The sequence below is a fragment of the Sodalis praecaptivus genome, assembly GCF_000517425.1.
Lineage (GTDB): Bacteria > Pseudomonadota > Gammaproteobacteria > Enterobacterales > Enterobacteriaceae > Sodalis_A > Sodalis_A praecaptivus.
In genome coordinates, this window is sequence record NZ_CP006569.1 from 4,392,156 (window position 1) to 4,411,755 (window position 19,600).

Sequence of the window (19,600 nt, forward strand, 5' to 3'; positions counted from 1 at the left end):
CACGCAGTGGCGCATCCTTTGCGCTTAAGCTGAGGTTGGGAAACCGCGCCGCGGCCCACGGCAACGAGGCGCCAAGGGTAACGCGGTAGCACACCTCGGGCCGGCCGCGGCGGAGGTCGGCGTCGCGCTTACATCGCCCGCGCCGCGTCGATTTTTATCACCGCCTTGCGAATATTCGCCGGCTCGCCCACCGCGCACAGCGGCGTATGCACTTCACCGGGGAAATACACCACGAAATCCCCCGCCTGTAGCACTACCTGTTTTTCATGCTGGCCCGACGGCAGAAAGGCGATATCTTTTTCTTCCAGCCGGTCGGTCTCCGGTTTACCCGCCGGCAGCGTGCTGTAGCATTGCGCTTCGGTACCATGCAGCAAAATCTGGATATCAAGATATTTCGCATGATATTCGGCACGGCGCGCCTGGCGCGGTTCCGTCACATCATTGGAAACGATAACAAACACTTCATTGCCCTCGATATCATGCTTGCCCAAGGGCGTCTCATCATTAATGTGGCGTTTGACGTAATCGATGGCGGCGCGCAATTTGGCGGGCAGATACGGAATGAATTCGAGATGATTGACGTTACCGGTGATCATAATAGTTCCCTGAAAATGAAAAGTCGTTTTAGTGTAAAACAAGAAATGGGTGAAAGGTGAGAGCAATCCGTCAGTTATTTTACCGCGCCGACTAATTGGTTCCTTTTCGTTGCCGTCGGACAAGATTTAGGCTTGAAGTAGAAAATCACCGGCGTATAATGCCGGGCAATTTGCCGGGAGGAATCATGCACAGCATCAGCACGTTGGCTTATATTCAGCTGCATACGTTTCACGCTGGCGGCCAGGCGCCGCGGCTGCTCCCGTTATATTCTGTTAATATCGCCCCTCAATGAGGGGCTTTTTTTTGGACGCAAATCGGCGCGCCCTACGTCATCCGACGGCATTACCGGCACCTATAAGGAGGAAGGAAAGATGGTGAATCCCCTTTATCAAAAGCATATCATTTCCATTAACGACCTGAGCCGCGAGGAGTTGGAAATGGTGTTAACCACCGCCGCCGCGCTTAAGGCCCGGCCGCAGCCGGAATTACTGAAACACAAAGTCATCGCCAGCTGTTTTTTCGAGGCTTCGACCCGGACCCGCCTGTCGTTTGAAACCGCTATTCACCGGCTGGGCGCGTCGGTCGTCGGTTTCCCCGATGCCGACAATACCTCGCTCGGTAAAAAAGGCGAGACGCTGGCCGACACCATCTCGGTCATCAGCACGTATGTCGACGCCATCGTGATGCGCCATCCGCAGGAGGGGGCAGCCCGGCTCGCCACCGAATTCTCCGGACAGGTGCCGATTTTGAACGCCGGCGACGGCGCCAATCAGCATCCGACCCAGACGCTTTTGGATCTGTTCACCATTCAAGAAACCCAGGGTCGTCTGGATCATCTCAGCGTCGCCATGGTAGGCGATCTGAAATACGGCCGTACCGTGCATTCACTGACCCAAGCGCTGGCCAAATTCGACGGCAACCGCTTCTATTTTATCGCGCCGCAGGCGTTGGCGATGCCGGCCCACATCCTGCACATGCTGGAGGAAAAGGGAATCGCTTACAGTCTCCACACCAGCATTGAAGACGTGGTGCCGGCGCTGGATATCCTCTATATGACCCGGGTGCAGAAAGAGCGGCTGGATCCCTCGGAATATGCCAACGTGAAAGCACAGTTCGTGCTGCATGCCGGCGATTTGCAACAGGCACGCGCTAACTTGAAGGTTTTGCATCCGCTGCCGCGAGTGGATGAAATCGCCATTGACGTGGACCGCACGCCGTATGCGTATTATTTCCAGCAGGCCGGTAATGGAATTTTTGCCCGTCAGGCGCTGCTGGCCGCCGTGCTGGGCCACAACCCGGACCAACCGACGCCGTAAAGTTATCGTTCGCTTCAAGGAGAAGCGGTAGACCGTTCCCTGTGAGGGCGGCAGTACGATGGCGGCAGCGCGCGGCGGCCGGCGTTCTCGCCCTCACAGGGTGATGCTGTCCGGCGCGCGATTGCCGATAGACACCCGGACACCATCCGGCTAGCATAACAGCGCGTATCGTTGGTGCTGCGCCGGGCCAGCGGTTGACGCGGCGCTTACGGTCTGGTGCGCTGCGGCTGCAAGGTTTAGGCCGCCGGCTGAGCTGCGCCGCCCGTGCTCTTCGCCCGCCCGCCGGCACGGTGTGGCCCGATAGCCGCCGCGCCCCGCTGACGGGGTCAGGACCACCGGCGACGACGCGGCATACTGAGTTAACCGCCTGATCAACAGCAGGCGCATGAGGGGGAATCACCCATGACGCAAGATAATAAACTACAAGTCGAAGCGATACGCCGCGGCACGGTCATCGACCATATCCCGGCGCAGGTGGGCATGAAATTGTTGAGCCTGTTTAAGCTTACCGCCACCGATGAACGCATTACCATTGGTCTCAATTTACCGTCCAACCAGCAGGGTAAAAAGGATCTTATCAAGCTGGAAAATGTCTTTTTGACTGAAGAACAAGCCAACCAGCTGGCCATCTATGCGCCGCACGCCACGGTTAACCGTATTGATAATTACGATGTGGTGCGTAAACAGACGCTGCAATTGCCGGAGCGTATAGATGGTGTGCTCACCTGCCCCAACAGTAACTGTATTAGCCGCAGCGAGCCGGTGGCCTCCGGTTTTCGCGTCAAGGTCCGCGGTCAGCAGGTGCACTTACAGTGCAAATATTGCGAGAAGGAATTTGAACACCAAGCGGTGATTCAAAGCGCCTGATCTCTTCGCAGCGGCCGGCCTATGGCCTATGCTGGCCGGCACCGTTATTTCGCTTAATGTACAATCATCAGGAGTAGCCATGACCCGCATAATCAATACGGAAAACGCGCCCGCAGCCATTGGTCCTTATGTGCAGGCGGTCGATCTCGGCAATATGATCCTTACCTCCGGCCAGATCCCGGTGTGCCCGAAGAGCGGCCAGGTCGCGGAAGCGGTTGCCGATCAGGCGCGCCAGTCGCTGGAGAACGTCAAAGCTATCGTCGAGGCGGCGGGTTTACAGGTCGCGGACATTGTAAAAACCACGGTGTTTGTCAAAGATCTTAACGATTTTTCGACGGTTAACGCCACCTATGAAGCCTTTTTCACCGAACATCACGCGCCGTTTCCGGCCCGCTCATGCGTGGAAGTCGCACGGTTGCCGAAAGACGTGAAAATCGAGATTGAAGCTATCGCCGTACGCCGCTAGGCGCAGCGCCGGCGGGGCGTTGCCTGCCGGCGTCATCTTGGCCGATCTGTTATTGCTCCCACAAGCAACATATTACAGCACAGCAGTAAGCCCAGATAAATCCCGGCATCGCCATCGACCACTCAGACCACCGCCTGTGATCGATCCCATCCATCTGCGCCATGCTAAGAGCCAAAATGCCTTCGTTAATCGAACTGAGCGCCATTCGCGCTGCTGCAACTCGCATAAGCCGGGATATCATTCGCACGGCTTCTATCCTTAGTCCCGGCTTATCAGCAATGATAAAGCGGCCGGTCTACCTAAAGCTGGAAAATACCCAGATAGGCGGCTCATTTAAAGCACGAGGCGTTTTGAACAAATTCGCCGGTGTGGCTGATGAATTATCTTCCGGGCGCTTCGTCGCCGTAAGCGGCGGCAATTTCGGCATTGCCCTTGCGCAGGCCGCAGCCAAACTGCATGCCATGGTAACCATTATCATGCCGCAAACTGCGCCTGCCGCATCAATGCGGAAAATACGCGCGCTCGGTGCCAGTGTGATAGTTACTGATGACGTCAAAGACGCTTTTGCTCATGCTGAAAGACTCGCGCAGGCAGGCGATAAAATTCTCGACGATTGCGCTGACACGGCCATTGCCGAGGGGCACGGTACGCTGGCGCTGGAATTTATCGAAGATTGTCCTGCTTTAACCGATGTTTTCGTAGCTGTGGGCGGGGGGGCGATGTTGGCCGGGGTTGGGGCAGCGTTAAAAAACATCAAACCGGAAATCCGGATCTGGGGTGTGGAGTCAGCGGGGGCGAACTCAATGGAGCGCGCATTATGCGCAGGGAGGCCGGTTGAGATCGACGTGACCTCGATCATATCGACGCTCGGCGTTCCGCTGGTAAGCGACATAATGTTTCATCATGCCAAAGCCTACGTCGAAGGGATCGTGGTTGTTTCTGATGACGATGCCATTAGAGGGATGATCTCCTTTGGCGAAAACGCCGGGCAGTGGGTAGAGCTTGCTACGGGTTCCTTGATTGCGGCGGTTCATAAGATCGCGCACCATTTGCCGTCCGATGCTGTCGTCGGGCTTGTTGTCTGTGGCGGCAATATTTCGCACCAGGATAGGCAAAAGTGGAGCGCTAACCAACCCAGGGGTCGCGGGGCGGCTCAGGCGTGAAACGAGATGGAGCGGCAGCGTGCTATGTGGTAGGTTGAACGCCACATGCGACAATATTGATGGAAAACCCGTGTTCGCCGATAAAATTGACCTGACACTTGAACATCTGTGGGCAGAAGCCGCCAATTTCGCCGAAATTGAGAGCAAATATGATGAGCCGGCGTTATATGGAGTAACGGACGGCAAGGCGGTCGGGACCTATCTTGAGCACAAATTCACCTCCCATCTCATGGAGCGTTATCGGTTCGGCGCGGGTAATTCGGCCAACGGCATCGATCTGCCGAGTTTGAACGTTGATATCAAGGTTACGAGCATCCGCCAACCGCAATCCTCCTGCCCCTATAAGTCGGCGCGTCAGAAGATCTATGGTCTCGGCTACCACCTCATTGTGTTTGTCTATGAGAAAGTGGACGATCCGTTCGCCCGTACGGGCCGGCTGAATATGATGCACACGATTTTCGTGGATAAGGGCCGTACCGCCGACTTCCAGACGACGCGCGGCCTACGACAAATTATTGCTAATGAGGGAAATGCTGACGATATTGTGGCCTTTCTCCAGGATAGAAACTTGCCCGTTGACGAAATCGAAGCGCGTAACATTGCCGAAACCATTTTGGCTGAACCGCCGCTGCAAGGTTACCTCACTATCTCAAACGCACTGCAATGGCGGCTGCAGTACAGTCGGGTGATAATACAGGCGGGTAGCGTGGACGGTCTGGAAAGGGTGCGCTGACCATGGCCGGCAAAAAAGAGCGGAACGTGTGGCAATTCGGGGATTTTCAAACGCCGCTGGGTCTGGCGCGCGCCGTGTGTGCCGTCCTGACTCGACGCGGCATTTCCCCCGGCGCCGTGGTGGAGCCCACCTGCGGCCAAGGCGCTTTCCTTGAGGCCGCCGTTGCGCATTTCCCTGCGGCGCGGCATGTGCTGGGCCTTGAAATCAATGCGGCATACGTGCAGGAAGCCCGGATGCGTCTTGGTCGCGCCGCCCGGGTGGACCAGGGCGATTTCTTTACCCTCGACTGGGACGCGGTGCTGTCTGACGATCCGGGGCCATGGTTAGTATTGGGTAACCCCCCGTGGGTCACCAATGCCGAACTGGGGCTGCTACAGAGCGCCAATCTGCCCGCGAAAAGCAATTTCCAAGGGCATAAGGGACTGGACGCACTGACCGGCAAAGCCAACTTCGATATTTCCGAATGGATGCTGCTTAGGCAGTTGGAATGGCTTCGGGGACGCTCAGGCTGGATAGCAATGCTCGTCAAGACCGCGGTGGCGCGAAAATTGCTGCGGCAAGCGTGGCGGCGAGGCGACCCGGTCGGTCGAGCCGCCATCTATAAGATCGATGCCATGCAGCATTTTGGCGCTGCCGTCGAAGCCTGCCTTTTTGTCCTGCCGATCGCCGTTGGGGATGACTCGCAAGACTGTGATGTCTTTGCCAGCCTTGAAGCCTCGGCGCCGGAATCCACCATCGGTTTTCACGATCAGTTTCTGGTCGCCAATGTCGACTCGTACCTCCGCCATCGCGATCTGATTGCCACCAACACGCATTACGTCTGGCGCTCCGGCGTGAAGCACGACTGTTCAAAGGTCATGGAGCTGTCCAAGGGGGGGGACGGCCTGCTGACCAATGGCCTGGGAGAGTGCGTGGATCTTGAAACCGACATCGTCTTTCCGCTGCTCAAAAGCTCCGATGTGGCGAAAGGCAGGAGCCGCGCGGACCGCGTCATGATCGTCACCCAGAAAGAGATCGGCGAGGATACCGCTACGCTCGCCGGCACGGTGCCGAAGACCTGGCGATACCTGATGGATCATGGGGATAGACTCGATGCCCGGGGCAGCGTTATCTATCGGGGAAAGCCGCGTTTCTCGGTGTTTGGCGTCGGCGCCTATACCTTTGCGCCCTGGAAAGTCGCCATCTCAGGCTTCTACAAGTCGTTTAATTTCATGAAGGTGGGGCCTATGAATGGCAAGCCCGTGATGCTGGACGACACCCTTTATTTCCTGCCTTGTCAGCATGAATCGGAGGCGGATTTCATCATGACATTGGTGCAATCACAGCCGTTCACCGAGCTTCTCGGCGCGATGGTGTTTAACGACGAGAAGCGCCCCATCACCGCCGAACTGTTAAAGCGCGTTTCCCTTGAGCGCGTGGCGGGCAAATTGGGCATGAGCAAAGCCTACGACGCCATCACCCGGCAGCATCAACCGGCGCCGCCTCGCCGTAGGATCACCACGGTACAGCCTTAATCGCTGACAAGGTCCCTTTTCTCTTTATCGCCCATCGCCGCTGCGCCAGGTGCCGGGGGTGGCGTTGGCGTTGGCGTTGGCGTTGGCGTTGGCGTTGGCGTTGGCGTTGGCGTTGGCGTTGGCGTTGGCGTTGCCGCAGCGCACCGCCGATTTATCACCGCCGTCAAGTCCAAATTTGCTGCCGGGAAAGGGGTAAAATTCGCCTACCTCCCCTTTTCCCAGCTATTTCAAGCGTTACCGCGCGGACGGGTAAAAATCGCGCTGACCAGCAATTCATCCGAACATAAACTTTATTGCGCAAAGTCAATTTTTAGTGCGATCGTTGCGACGCTTTTCTACATCTTGTGCCAAAATCACATCACAAAGACTACATATAGTGCCATGCGATGCAGCGCACACACTGCCGGCAATCGGCCGCTTCGTCGCATCGCGGATGATTACTGGCCGGCACGCGCGGTTTGCGCGCGTAAACGCTCCGCGGCGTAGCCGACCTTGGCAACATGAGCGATTGTCTTTTTCAGGCGCTGCCCGCAGGTGCGGCGCTTAACCTCTCTCGGCATACAAGGAGTCACATCGTGCAACCGGTAGTGATCAAACGGGACGGATGTCAGGTCAATTTCGATGAACAGCGTATTTTCCAGGCGGTTTTGCATGCCGCACAGGCGGCAGGCGTAGACGACGCGGATTATTGCGCGACCGTCGCCGCGCTGGTCGCGCGGCAGATGGCGTCCCGCTCCCATGTGGATATCCGCGATATCCAGGACGCGGTGGAAAATCAGCTGATGGCGGGTCCTTATAAAACCCTCGCGCGGCTGTACATCGAATACCGTCACGATCGCGACGTGGCGCGCGAGCAGCGCGGCCGGTTGAACCAGGAAATCCGCGGGCTGGTGGAACAGAGCAATATGGCGCTGTTAAACGAAAACGCCAATAAGGACAGCAAAGTGATCCCCACCCAGCGCGATTTGCTGGCCGGGATCGTCGCCAAACATTACGCCCGGCAACACATCCTGCCGCGCGATGTGGTGCTGGCCCACGAACGCGGCGAGATTCATTATCACGATCTGGATTACTCGCCGTTCTTTCCCATGTTCAACTGCATGCTCATCGATTTACAGGGCATGCTTACCCAGGGTTTTAAAATGGGCAACGCCGAGATAGAGCCGCCGCGCTCGATCTCCACCGCCACCGCGGTCACCGCGCAAATTATCGCCCAGGTCGCCAGCCATATTTACGGCGGCACCACCATTAATCGGATCGATGAAATCCTAGCGCCCTATGTCGCCGCCAGTTATGACAAGCACCGTAACACCGCCAGTGAATGGCATATTGCGGATGCGGAAGGCTATGCCCGCGCCCGTACCGAAAAAGAGTGTTTTGATGCTTTCCAGTCGCTGGAATATGAGGTCAATACTCTGCACACCGCCAACGGTCAGACGCCGTTCGTCACTTTCGGCTTCGGGCTGGGCACCAGCGCGGAATCGCGGCTGATTCAGCAGTCCATACTGCGCAACCGCATCGCTGGTCTGGGTAAAAACCGGAAAACCGCGGTGTTCCCCAAGTTGGTGTTCGCGATTCGCGATGGCGTCAATCATAAATTCAGCGATCCTAACTACGATATCAAACAGCTGGCGCTGGAGTGCGCCAGCAAACGGATGTACCCCGACATCCTCAATTATGACCAGGTGGTGAAAGTCACCGGATCGTTTAAAACGCCGATGGGCTGCCGCAGTTTCCTCGGTGCCTATGAGGAAAATGGCCAGCTTGTCCACGATGGCCGCAATAATCTTGGCGTTATCAGCCTCAATTTGCCGCGCATTGCGCTGGAGGCTGAACGCGACGAAGCGCGCTTCTGGTCATTGCTGGACGAGCGGCTGCGGCTGGCCAAAAAAGCGTTGATGACCCGTATCGCCCGACTGGACGGCGTAAAAGCGCGGGTCGCGCCAATACTGTATATGGAAGGGGCCTGTGGCGTGCGCCTGAAGGCGGATGACAACATCGCCGAGATCTTCAAACACGGTCGCGCCACCATTTCGCTGGGCTATATCGGCATTCACGAAACCATTAACGCGCTATTTGGCAACCGCACCCACGTTTACGACAGCGTCGAGCTGCGGGAGAAAGCGCTGGCGATCGTCGCACGGTTGCAGGCGGCGACCGACCGTTGGAAGAAAGAAACCGGTTATGGTTTCAGCCTCTACAGTACGCCGAGCGAAAACCTGTGCGACCGTTTTTGCCGCCTGGACGCCGCCGAGTTCGGTATTATCGACGGCGTCACCGATAAAGGGTATTACACCAACAGTTTCCATCTGGACGTGGAAAAGAAAGTGAATCCCTATGACAAGTTGGATTTCGAGGCGCCCTATCCTCCGCTGGCAAGCGGCGGTTTTATCTGTTACGGCGAGTACCCTAATCTGCAACACAACCTGCGCGCGCTGGAAGATGTCTGGGACTACAGCTATCACCGCGTGCCTTACTACGGTACTAATACCCCTATCGATGAGTGCTACGAGTGCGGTTTTACCGGCGAATTCGCCTGCACCAGTAAGGGCTTTACCTGCCCGAAATGCGGCAACCATAACCCGGCGCGCGTGTCGGTGACCCGACGGGTCTGCGGTTATCTGGGCAGCCCGGATGCGCGGCCGTTTAACGCCGGTAAACAGGAGGAAGTCAAACGGCGCGTCAAGCATCTCTCGACCGGCGAGCTGGGTTGAGGGACGATGAATTACCATCAGTACTACCCGGTGGACGTCATCAATGGCCCCGGTACGCGCTGTACGCTGTTCGTCTCCGGCTGCGAGCACCAATGTCCGGGATGCTACAACAAAAGCACCTGGCGGCTTAATTCCGGTTTACCCTTTACCGCGCAGATGGAGGATCGCATTATTTGCCATTTGCAGGATACGCGTATCCGGCGGCAGGGTTTATCCCTGTCGGGCGGCGATCCGCTGCATCCGGCAAATCTGGCGCCGATTCGCCGTCTGCTGCAACGGGTACGTCGGGAATGCCCCGATAAAGATGTTTGGATGTGGACCGGCTATACCCTCGGGACGCTAACCGAGGCGCAGCAGCAGGTGGTAGCGCTTGTGGATGTGCTAGTGGACGGCAAATTCGTGCAGGATTTACACGATCCCGCGCTAATTTGGCGCGGCAGCGGCAATCAGGTGATCCACGATTTGCATGCGCAGCGCAGGCTACAAGGGGCGAGCTTGCGGGCGTCGCTCAACGCGGCGGAGATAAGCGCAGCGATGGAGACCGGCGACGCGAAGGGGAGCCCCGCTCCCACCGGCGTCGCCGACACGAGGGAGTAACCAAACCGATAGGGGCTGCCGACGCGGGGGGGCAGCCATTTCCACCCATGCCGCCGCAGAGAGAGAGGCGGCCAATTTACCTCTGTCGCCGCAGTGAGGGAGGCAGCCACATTCCCCCCTGTCGCGGCAGTGAGAGAGGCGGCCAATGTAGCCCTGTCGCCGCAGTGACAGAGGCGGCCTATTTAGCCCTGTTGCCGCAGTGACAGAGGCATCCATACCTACTGGCGCTGCCGGATCATTTGCGCGGCGCCGATGGCTTAGGCGCCGCCCGGCCGGCGGTGCGCCCTGATCTTGCCCGCGGGTATCCCGCCGGTTCGTGGTGGTGCGCCAAGCCGCCGTAGCGCCAGCGAACAGGGTGACGCTCACGCGTAAGCCGTGTCGGTTATTGCGGCGGCGAATTGTCAATAAGCGCAAATTTGCTCATGTAATGGGTGTTTATGCCGATAATATTGATGCGTATCAATAAGCCTGGTGTGTTTTTCACGTTCACTTAAGCTTGGCCAACTTATTTATCAACAACTTGAAATAGGAATTTCATGCGCGTTTGTGTTCGTCCCGCCCGATTCAGCCATCTGCTTAGCCGCCGCCGCCGGCGGATTGCCTGGCAGTGCATGCTGTTTATCTGGCTGTGGATGAACGCGCAGCTGGCGCTGGCCAGCCACGATTGCAATCTCAAACCCATCTCGCTGCCGCCCAGTATTCAGCACAGTGAGGGCATGATCCATAGCGCCATCCCGCAGCCGGGCCACACCAGCACCACCGAACCGATCTGCGGTAAACACTGCCTGCCGGATTCGGCGCAGCAGGAAAACCATCACGCGCCGATTATCGCGCTGCCGAACAGCGCCAGACTCAGTCTAATCGACCGGCATGAGCCGCCACGGCAACAAATCGTTGCCTGGCTGATGCCGCCCATCGCGGGGCCGCCGGCGGAAGAGAAGTTCTGCCGCTACCGAGAATAACCACCTGACAAAACGCAATCGGTTGTCGACGCAGTCATTGCGCCGGCAGTTATTGACTTTTGTTCAGGAATTGTCCTCATGCGTACTTTATCGCTCAGCGTTAGCGCTGTTGTAAGCCTGTTTTCCCTTTTTTTGCCGCTGGACGCCTCTGCGTCCGCCACGCTAACCGTCGCCGGCGCTCCTGGCGCGATGGCGCAGATGATGCACGGCCACGCCGACACCCCCATTACTCCAGCCATGACGCTCATCGCCGCTGACGGCCAGCCCGGCATGGCGCAAATGATGCTCGACCACGCCGACACCCCCGCTACCCCAGCCATGACGCTCATCGCCGCTGACGGCCAGCCCGGCATGGCGCAGATGATGCACGACCACGCCGGCGCGATGACCGCCGCTGCTCAGACCTTGCCGGCCACACAGCAGGCCGACGTCGATACCGCCGCCGCAGTCTATAGCGCGCAAGGCGCCATCGCGCGTTGGGATGCGCATGAAGTCGCCATCGCCCATCACGCGATCCCCGCGCTCAAATGGCCGCCGATGACCATGACGTTCGCGCTGCCCGACGCGCTGGCGGCCAAGCCGCTCGCCACAGGCACCGCGGTGAATTTCAGCTTCCGCTTGCAAAACGGCAGCTATACCGTCACCGCCATTCAGCCCATCCAGCCATAAGCGAGGAATATCATGCTGTTACCGTGCCGTTATCCTCGGGCATGGCTGGTCCTCGCGCTCCTTTTCTCTACGGCCGCCGGCGCCGAAGAGATGGGGCTTGCTGAGTCACTGGTCCGAGCCGAACGCTACTCGGCGGATTTATCCGCCACCGTTTATCAACGTCAGGCGCTGGAAAACCAGGCCGACACCGCCAACCAGCTGCCGGACCCGCAGCTTAAGTTCGGTATTGAAAATGTCCCGGTGGGCGGCAGTAACGATCGCCGCTTCAGCCGGGAGGGGATGACCATGAAGCGCGTGGGCATCATGCAGGAGTATATCAGTCAGACCAAACGTGACCGCAAGGCGGACGCCATCCGCGCCGAGGCGGACGCCGTCTCGGCAAACTATCAGCGTCTGCGCGCGCAGCTCCAGCGGGATACCGCGCAAGCCTGGCTGGATCTGGCGCTATCGCAACGCGCCGTGGACAGCGCCGTGCGGCTGGCGGCGGAGAGCGAACAGCAAATCGGTGTACGACGCGCCGGCGTCGCGGCCGGCGCCAATGCGGCCGCGGTGCTGGACGCACGCCTGGCGCTTAGCGCCATGCGCGATACCGTCACCGATGCCCACCGGGATGTGGCGCTGGCCCAAGCGCGTCTCACGCAACTCACCGGCGTCGCTCAAGTGCAACCTACAGGCGCGCTGCCGCGCTTTGAGCGCCTACCGGCGGATGTGGCCGTGCTCACTCAGGGTATCTCGCAGCACCCCGAAATTCTGCAGGCGCGTCGGGAGGCGGACGTCGCGCAGGCTCGCTCGGCCCAATCGGCCGTCGCCGCGCTGCCTGATGTCGGCGTGGAGGTGTACTACGCCCAGCGCGCCAGCGGCTATGACGATATGGCCGGCATCATGTTCACGGTCGATTTGCCGCTATTTCAGTCGCAGCGCCAGGACAAGGAGCACGCGGCCGATCGGGCGCGCACCTTTGAGGCCAATGATCGGCTGGCGCTCGCCATTCGCGATCATACCGCGCAGTTACAGGCGCTGATCGCCCGCTATGAAGCATCCCAAAGCCGCTGGCGGCGGCAAACCCAGGAGGTCTTGCCATTGCAGCGCCAGCGCATCGCGCTTGTGCAGGCGCAATATCGCAGCGGTACCGCCGGCTTGGGCGAGCTGCTTGAGGCTCGCCAGGCGCTATTGAGCAGCGAGCTCGAGGAAAGCCGTGCCGCCAGACAACTGGCCCAGGACTGGGCCGCCATCCGCTATTTGATCCCCGAGGAGAATAGGCTATGAGCCTCTCTGTTACCGGCCGTACCGGCGTCATCACGCTGGCGATCGCCGGGTTGATTGCGGCGTTCGCCGCCGGCTATGCGCTGCACCCAGCCGCGCCGGAGCAGGTCGTCACGGCGCAGGATGCGCGCCCTGACGACCATCGCAAAGTATTATATTGGTACGATCCCATGGTACCCGGCCAACGTTTCGACAAGCCCGGCAAATCACCGTTTATGGATATGCCGCTGACGCCCCGCTATGCCGATCAGTCGCAGGATAACGGCGGGATAACCCTCAGCGCCCGCCAACAGCAAAACCTGGGCGTGGCGGTCGCGACGGTGCAGAAAAGTACGCTGTTGCGGGACCTGGACGCCTTCGGTACCGTCAATATCGACGATCGCGGCCTTCGCGTTATTCCGGCGCGGGCCGGCGGACTGGTGGATAAATTATACGTCCGCGCCGAACAGCAGCGCGTCACGCAGAATCAGCCGCTGGCGCGGCTGTGGATCCCCGAGTGGAATGCCGCCCAACAGGAATATCTGGCGATAAGGCAACTGGGGGACCGCGCCTTGACGGCCGCTGCGCGCCAGAAACTGCAATTGCTGTTGATGCCGGAGGAGGTCATCCGCACGGTTGAGCGAAGCGGGCAACCGCAGACCCGCATCACCCTGCGCGCGCCGGCAAGCGGCTTTATTAGCCAATTGTCGGTCCGTGAGGGTAGCCAGGTCACCGCGGCGCAGCCGCTGTTTGAGCTGGCATCGCTGGATCCGTTGTGGTTGGTGGCCGATTTCCCGCAGGCGCAAGCCGGTGCCGTGGCGGCGGGGGATGACATTGTCGCCACCACCGCGCGCTGGCCGGACATGCGTTTTCACGGGCGTGTCGAAGAGTTGCTGCCGGTCGTGGATAACAGCACCCGCACCTACCGGGCGCGTATCGCTATCGATAATCATGACGCCCGCCTACAGCCGGGCATGTACATGCGGGTGCAGCGGGCCGACGGCGGCGCTACAGGTGAAACGGTGCTGACGATCCCCCAGGACGCGTTACTACAGACCGGCAGCCGCAATACCGTGCTGCTGGCCGAGGGTGACGGCTATTTCCGGCCGGTTGCGGTCACTGCCGGGCGCAGTTTGGGCGACCGGGTTGAAATCGTCAACGGGCTGCACGACGGGGATAAAGTCGTCGCCGCCGGGCAATTCCTCATCGACTCCGAGGCCAGCCTGCGCGGCGCGCTGCCGCAGCTAGCGGGTGCGCCGGCCGATGGCCAGGGCGCCTCAGCGCCCATGCCGGCAACACCGTCAGGCAATGACAGCGCCGGCGGCGTATCGGCCCCGCCACAGGCGCATCATGATGCCGGCAGCCACGACATCTCGTCGCCCATGCCGGCGACGCCGTCAGGCAATGACAGCGCCGGCGGCGCATCGGCCCCGCCACAGGCGCATCATATTGCCGGCAGCCACGACGCCTCGCCGCCCATGCCGGCGATGCCGTCAGGCAATGACAGCGCCGGCGGCGCATCGGCATCGCCACAGGCGCATCATGATGCCGGCAGCCACGACGCCTCGCCGCAAACCTACCGGGGAGAAGGGACGCTGAAAGCCCGTCATGATCGGCGGGTGACCCTGGCCCACGGCGCCATCGCGGCGTTGGACTGGCCGGCGATGACCATGGATTTCACGCTGCTCGAGAGCGGTTTACCGCCGGAGGTCAACATCGGTAGCCGGGTGCAATTCGCCTTTATCCTGAACGACAGCGGCGCGCAACTCACCACCATCGTACCGCTAAGGGGCGACCAATGATCGCTTTCATTATTCGCTGGTCGCTGCGCAACCGCCTGCTTGTCATCTTGGCGGCGCTGCTGCTGGCGGCCTGGGGCATTTGGTCTCTACAACGCACGCCGGTGGACGCGCTACCGGATCTGTCCGATGTCCAGGTCATCGTTCGGGTCAGCTATCCCGGCAAAGCGCCGCAGGTTGTAGAAGATCAGGTTACCTGGCCTTTGACGACCACGATGCTGTCGGTTCCCGGCGCGACCACCGTGCGCGGCTTCTCCATGTTCGGCGATGCTTATATCTATGTCCTGTTCGCCGATGGTACCGATCCCTATTGGGCACGATCGCGGGTGCTGGAATACCTGAGCCAGACGCAAGCGACGCTGCCGGCAGAGGCTCGCGCCGGCCTGGGTCCGGACGCAACCGGCGTCGGCTGGGTTTATGAGTACGCGCTGGTGGATCGCAGCGGCCGGCACAATCTGGCGGAGCTGCGGGCGTTGCAGGATTGGGTCCTTAAGTTTGAGTTGAAAACCGTGCCCAACGTGGCGGAAGTCGCGAGCCTCGGCGGCATGGTGCGGCAATACCAGTTGGTGCTGCAGCCGGACAAGATGCGCGCATTGAATATCAGCCATCAACAAATCATCGAAGCGGTACAGCAGGCCAACCAGGAGGGCGGCGGCTCGGTGCTGGAGATGAGCGAAGCCGAATATATGGTACGCACCGCCGGCTATTTGAAAACGCTGGCGGATTTCAACCACATTGTCATCGACGCCCGCGGCGGCGTGCCGATATTGTTGTCCGATGTGGCGCAGGTCCGCCTCGGGCCGGAGATGCGACGCGGCGTGGCGGAACTGAACGGGGAAGGAGAAGTCGCCGGCGGGATCGTCATTATGCGCTACGGTAAAAATGCGCTGGATACGATCAACGGCGTTAAAAACAAGCTGGCGGACATTCGCCGCAGTCTGCCGCCGGGCGTAGAAATCGTGCCGGTTTACGACCGTTCCCACTTGATTGAGCAGGCCATTGATTCGTTATCCCATAAACTGATCGAAGAGTTTATCGTCGTGGCGCTGGTGTGCAGTCTGTTTTTGTTTCACTTCCGCTCCGCGCTGGTGGCGATAATCACCCTGCCGCTCGGCATATTGGGCGCCTTCATCGTCATGCGTTATCAGGGAATCAACGCCAATATCATGTCGCTCGGCGGTATCGCCATCGCCATCGGCGCCATGGTCGACGCCGCCATCGTGATGATAGAGAACATGCACAAGGTGCTGGAGCAGTGGCGCCATGATCATCCCGGCAAGACGCCGTCAAACGAGGACTATTGGCACGTTTCCGCCCGCGCCGCCACCGAAGTGGGGCCGGCGCTTTTCTGTAGCCTGCTGATCATCACTCTATCTTTCATTCCGGTTTTCTCGCTGGAGGCGCAGGAGGGCCGGATGTTCAGCCCGCTGGCGTTCACCAAGACCTACTCCATGGCGATCGCCGCCGGCCTGGGGATCACGCTGGTGCCGGTACTGATGGGGTACTTCATCCGCGGCCGCATTCCAGACGAGAGGGCCAATCCCCTTAACCGTTGGCTGATTGCGCTGTATCGCCCCGTGCTGGATTTGGCGCTGGCCAGGCCCTGGGCCACGCTCGGTCTATCGCTCACGCTGTTGTTGGTTACCCTTTATCCCCTCAGCCGGCTAGGCAGCGAGTTCATGCCGCCGCTAGACGAAGGGGATTTGCTGTACATGCCCTCGACTCTGCCCGGCATCTCGGCGCGCGAAGCCGCTCGGCTACTACAGCAGACCAATCGGCTTATCAAGACCGTGCCGGAAGTGGAGACGGTATTCGGTAAAGCGGGCCGGGCGGATACCGCGACGGATCCAGCGCCGCTGACCATGCTGGAAACCACGATTCATTTCAAACCCAAACAGCAGTGGCGACCGGGGATGACCATGGATAAATTGGTGCGCGAGCTGGATAACGCCGTCTCCCTGCCCGGCATTGCCAATGTGTGGGTACCGCCCATCCGCAACCGGCTGGATATGTTGGCCACCGGTATCAAGAGTCCGGTTGGCATCAAGGTCAACGGCAATAACATTGACCAGATTGAAGAGGTCGCACAGCAAATCGAACGGGTGGTACGGCAGGTGCCGGGCGTCACGTCGGCGCTGGCGGAGCGCTTGAAAGGCGGACGCTATATCGATGTGGATATCGACCGGGTGCGCGCCGCGCGCTATGGCGTCACGGTGCAGGCGCTACAGTCCCTGGTCGCCGCGGTCGTCGGCGGAGAGAACATCGGCCAAACCATCGAGGGGCGCGAACGTTATCCCATTAATGTGCGCTATCCGCGCGAGTTGCGGGATTCGGTGCAAAAACTGCGCGACCTGCCGGTTATCACCGCGGCCGGCGCGCAGGTTACGCTGGGGGATTTGGCCTCCATCCGCGTTAATGACGGGCCACCGATGCTGAAAAGCGAAAATGCCCGGCTGTCGAATTGGATCTATGTCGATCTGCGCGGCCGGGATTTGAAATCGGCCGTCGAGGAGATGCAGCGCGCGGTGACGCAACAGGTCAAGCTACCGCAGGGGGTGTCGCTCAGTTGGTCCGGGCAGTTCGAGTATCTTGAGCGCGCCAGCGCCAAGCTGAAAATCGTACTGCCTTTCACGCTGGCGATTATCTTTGTTCTACTGTATATCACCTTCAGCCGGGTGCGCGATGCGCTGCTTATCATGGGCACACTGCCGTTTGCGTTGATTGGCGGCGTCTGGCTGCTCTATCTGCTGAACTACAATTTGTCGGTGGCGGCCGCGGTGGGCTTTATCGCGCTGGCCGGCGTTGCGGCAGAATTCGGCGTGATTATGGTGCTGTATCTTAACCACGCGCTGGTCAAGCACCGCGACGAACAGGGGCAGTTAGACGAACGGGCGTTGCTGGCGGCCATTCGCGAGGGCGCGGTGCTGCGCGTGCGGCCGAAAGTCATGACCGTTGCGACCATCATGGCCGGCCTGCTGCCGATCATGTGGGGCGGCGGCGTCGGCTCGGAGGTGATGCAGCGCATTGCCGCGCCGATGGTCGGCGGGATGGTCAGCGCGCCGCTGTTGTCGATGCTGGTCATTCCGGCGCTGTACAAGCTGCTGCACCGCCGCGGCTGATGGCGTCAACGCATCTGGGGCGATCCGCGGGTTTTTCCACGCCGCCTTGGCCGCGCGGGTCACCTTGACACCTCATTACCGCTCCAACCAAAACGGCCTGATATCATTAACATCGGGCCGTTTTGGTCTCTGCTTCGCGCCGGCATTCCCCCTGCCGATAGCGCCATGGGGCGCTGATCGGGCAGACGGGTGACAATCAGTCTTTGGTTGCCAACATCTCTTTCTCATACGCCAGCGCCTGCACGCTGTCGTACTGATTTTCCCATTTGGCGATCACCAGCACCGCCAGCGCATTCCCCACTACGTTAAGCGCGGTACGCGCCATATCCAGGATCCGGTCGACGCCGGCAATAAACGCCAGCCCCTCTAGCGGAATGCCCACGCTGCCAAGCGTCGCCAGCAGCACCACAAAGGATACGCCCGGTACGCCGGCGATCCCCTTGGAGGTGACCATCAGCGTCAGCACCAGCACCACTTCCTGGCCCAGGGACAGTTCAATGCCGTACAGCTGCGCGATGAAAATGGCGGCGATACTCTGATACAGCGTCGACCCGTCCAGATTGAACGAATACCCCGTCGGCACCACGAAGCCGGTAATCGCCGCCGGTGCGCCGTACGCCTCCATTTTTTCGATAATGCGCGGCAACACGCTTTCCGAACTGGCGGTGGAGAAGGCCAGAATCAGCTCTTCCTTTAAAATGCAGATAAGCGTCCAAATACGCAACCGGCAGAGCCGCGCCACGGCCCCCAGCACCACCAGGGCAAAAAAGATAATGGCGCCGTATACCAACAGCACCAGCTTGGCCAGCGGCAGCAGCGAGGCGAAGCCAAAGGTCGCCACGGTGACCGAAATCAGCGCAAAAACCCCCACCGGCGCATAGCGCATCACCATATGCGTGACTTTGAACATCGTCTCCGCGACCGCGTTGAACACATTTAACAGCGGCGCTCGGGTATTTTCCGGCAAAGAGGCCAGGCCGAGGCCGAACAAGACGGAGAAGAAAATGATCGGCAACATGTCGCCGTTGGCCATCGAGGCAAAAATATTCGCCGGGATAAGCGACAAAATGGTGCCGACCAGACTATGACCGCTGGACTGCACTGCAACGGTGGTTTGCTCATATTTTGAGATATCCACCACCGCCAGCGTCGACATATCAATCCCGTGGCCGGGGTGAAAGACATTGGCGAGGGTAATTCCCAGAATGATCGCCAGCGTCGTGATTATCTCGAAATACAGGATGGTTTTAAATCCGATGCTGCCGAGCTTTTTGGCATCGCCAATACCGGCAATGCCGACAACCAGCGTGGCGACCACGATGGGCACCACGATCATTTTGATCATGCGGATGAAAATATCCCCGGCCGGCGAAAGAATATTGGCAATCATCCAATCGCGTAATTCTCCCTGGTTATGGAGTACCGCACCGAGCAGGATACCCAGGACTAAAGCAACGAGAATTTGCCAGGCGAGCGTTATTTTTAACTTTTTCATAACAATAGTGCTTTCCATAGTAGACCCCACCGTGACGAACACCTGTCCATCTCCGTCACCGGCTTCACTTATTCACCTCTTATGATCATGCGAAGCGGGGGTGCTTTAAAAAGTTGGTATAAATCGAAAATCTCAAAAACGCCGAGCACACGCGGCGCCTCGTTAAGACTTGATTTATAAGAGCTTTCGACAATTTTTCCGGTTATTCCACGTATTTTACAGGAGATTAACTTTAACTCTTTGTTATTAAAGGGTTAAGTAATAGAAAACGCGCTGAAATCGCTGCTATCAGACGCGCTACCCGCCTTTATATACGCTTTTTAAACAGAATAAAATGATAAATATCG

14 protein-coding genes and 1 pseudogene are annotated in these 19,600 nt (G+C 59.2%); 13 read left to right on the plus strand and 2 right to left on the minus strand.

What is annotated here, in order from left to right:
• Nucleotides 1–128 precede the first annotated feature (128 nt).
• The gene (locus tag SANT_RS19550) at nt 129–596 is read right to left on the minus strand and encodes a YhcH/YjgK/YiaL family protein (RefSeq protein ID WP_025423925.1); all 468 of its coding nucleotides are present in this window, start codon (nt 594–596) and stop codon (nt 129–131) included.
• A 372-nt stretch (nt 597–968) separates the two neighbouring features.
• Here SANT_RS19550 and pyrB point away from each other — a divergent pair, with 372 nt between their 5' ends.
• The 13 genes and pseudogenes from pyrB to SANT_RS19615 all read left to right on the plus strand — a co-directional run bounded on the left by pyrB (nt 969) and on the right by SANT_RS19615 (nt 17,758).
• Complete coding sequence (gene pyrB, locus SANT_RS19555) at nt 969–1,913, plus strand: aspartate carbamoyltransferase (protein ID WP_025423926.1); 945 nt, start codon at nt 969–971, stop codon at nt 1,911–1,913.
• A 402-nt stretch (nt 1,914–2,315) separates the two neighbouring features.
• Complete coding sequence (gene pyrI, locus SANT_RS19560; RefSeq protein ID WP_025423927.1) at nt 2,316–2,780, plus strand: aspartate carbamoyltransferase regulatory subunit; 465 nt, start codon at nt 2,316–2,318, stop codon at nt 2,778–2,780.
• Nucleotides 2,781–2,859: 79 nt separating this feature from the next.
• Nucleotides 2,860–3,246 (plus strand): 2-iminobutanoate/2-iminopropanoate deaminase, encoded by a 387-nt coding sequence (ridA, locus tag SANT_RS19565; protein WP_025423928.1) that lies wholly within the window; start codon nt 2,860–2,862, stop codon nt 3,244–3,246.
• A 176-nt stretch (nt 3,247–3,422) separates the two neighbouring features.
• Nucleotides 3,423–4,409 carry a threonine ammonia-lyase gene (locus tag SANT_RS19570; RefSeq protein WP_025423929.1) on the plus strand — a complete coding sequence of 329 codons (987 nt, stop codon included), beginning with the start codon at nt 3,423–3,425 and terminating at the stop codon, nt 4,407–4,409.
• Nucleotides 4,410–4,479: 70 nt separating this feature from the next.
• Nucleotides 4,480–5,142 carry a hypothetical protein gene (locus tag SANT_RS19575; protein ID WP_200867261.1) on the plus strand — a complete coding sequence of 221 codons (663 nt, stop codon included), beginning with the start codon at nt 4,480–4,482 and terminating at the stop codon, nt 5,140–5,142.
• A gap of 2 nt (nt 5,143–5,144) precedes the next feature.
• Nucleotides 5,145–6,656: a class I SAM-dependent methyltransferase gene (locus tag SANT_RS19580; RefSeq protein ID WP_025423931.1), complete on the plus strand. Its 1,512-nt coding sequence runs from the start codon at nt 5,145–5,147 to the stop codon at nt 6,654–6,656.
• 575 nt (nt 6,657–7,231) lie between these two features.
• Nucleotides 7,232–9,370, plus strand: coding sequence for an anaerobic ribonucleoside-triphosphate reductase (nrdD, locus tag SANT_RS19585; protein ID WP_025423932.1), 2,139 nt, complete (start codon nt 7,232–7,234; stop codon nt 9,368–9,370).
• Nucleotides 9,371–9,376: 6 nt separating this feature from the next.
• Nucleotides 9,377–9,835, plus strand: a pseudogene (gene nrdG / locus SANT_RS19590) (anaerobic ribonucleoside-triphosphate reductase-activating protein); the annotation flags it as partial.
• Between the two features lie 668 nt (nt 9,836–10,503).
• Nucleotides 10,504–10,929 carry a hypothetical protein gene (locus SANT_RS19595; protein ID WP_025423934.1) on the plus strand — a complete coding sequence of 142 codons (426 nt, stop codon included), beginning with the start codon at nt 10,504–10,506 and terminating at the stop codon, nt 10,927–10,929.
• Nucleotides 10,930–11,007: 78 nt separating this feature from the next.
• Nucleotides 11,008–11,598: a copper-binding protein gene (locus SANT_RS24335; protein WP_025423935.1), complete on the plus strand. Its 591-nt coding sequence runs from the start codon at nt 11,008–11,010 to the stop codon at nt 11,596–11,598.
• 12 nt (nt 11,599–11,610) lie between these two features.
• Nucleotides 11,611–12,864, plus strand: coding sequence for a TolC family protein (locus tag SANT_RS19605; protein WP_025423936.1), 1,254 nt, complete (start codon nt 11,611–11,613; stop codon nt 12,862–12,864).
• Nucleotides 12,861–14,642, plus strand: a complete 1,782-nt coding sequence (locus SANT_RS19610) for an efflux RND transporter periplasmic adaptor subunit (protein ID WP_025423937.1) — start codon at nt 12,861–12,863, stop codon at nt 14,640–14,642. Before SANT_RS19605 ends, SANT_RS19610 begins: the two co-directional genes overlap by 4 nt.
• Nucleotides 14,639–17,758, plus strand: coding sequence for an efflux RND transporter permease subunit (locus SANT_RS19615; RefSeq protein ID WP_025423938.1), 3,120 nt, complete (start codon nt 14,639–14,641; stop codon nt 17,756–17,758). Before SANT_RS19610 ends, SANT_RS19615 begins: the two co-directional genes overlap by 4 nt.
• 196 nt (nt 17,759–17,954) lie before the next feature.
• Here SANT_RS19615 and gltP read toward each other — a convergent pair whose 3' ends face one another.
• Nucleotides 17,955–19,253, minus strand: coding sequence for a glutamate/aspartate:proton symporter GltP (gltP, locus tag SANT_RS19620; protein ID WP_025423939.1), 1,299 nt, complete (start codon nt 19,251–19,253; stop codon nt 17,955–17,957).
• Nucleotides 19,254–19,600 lie beyond the last annotated feature (347 nt).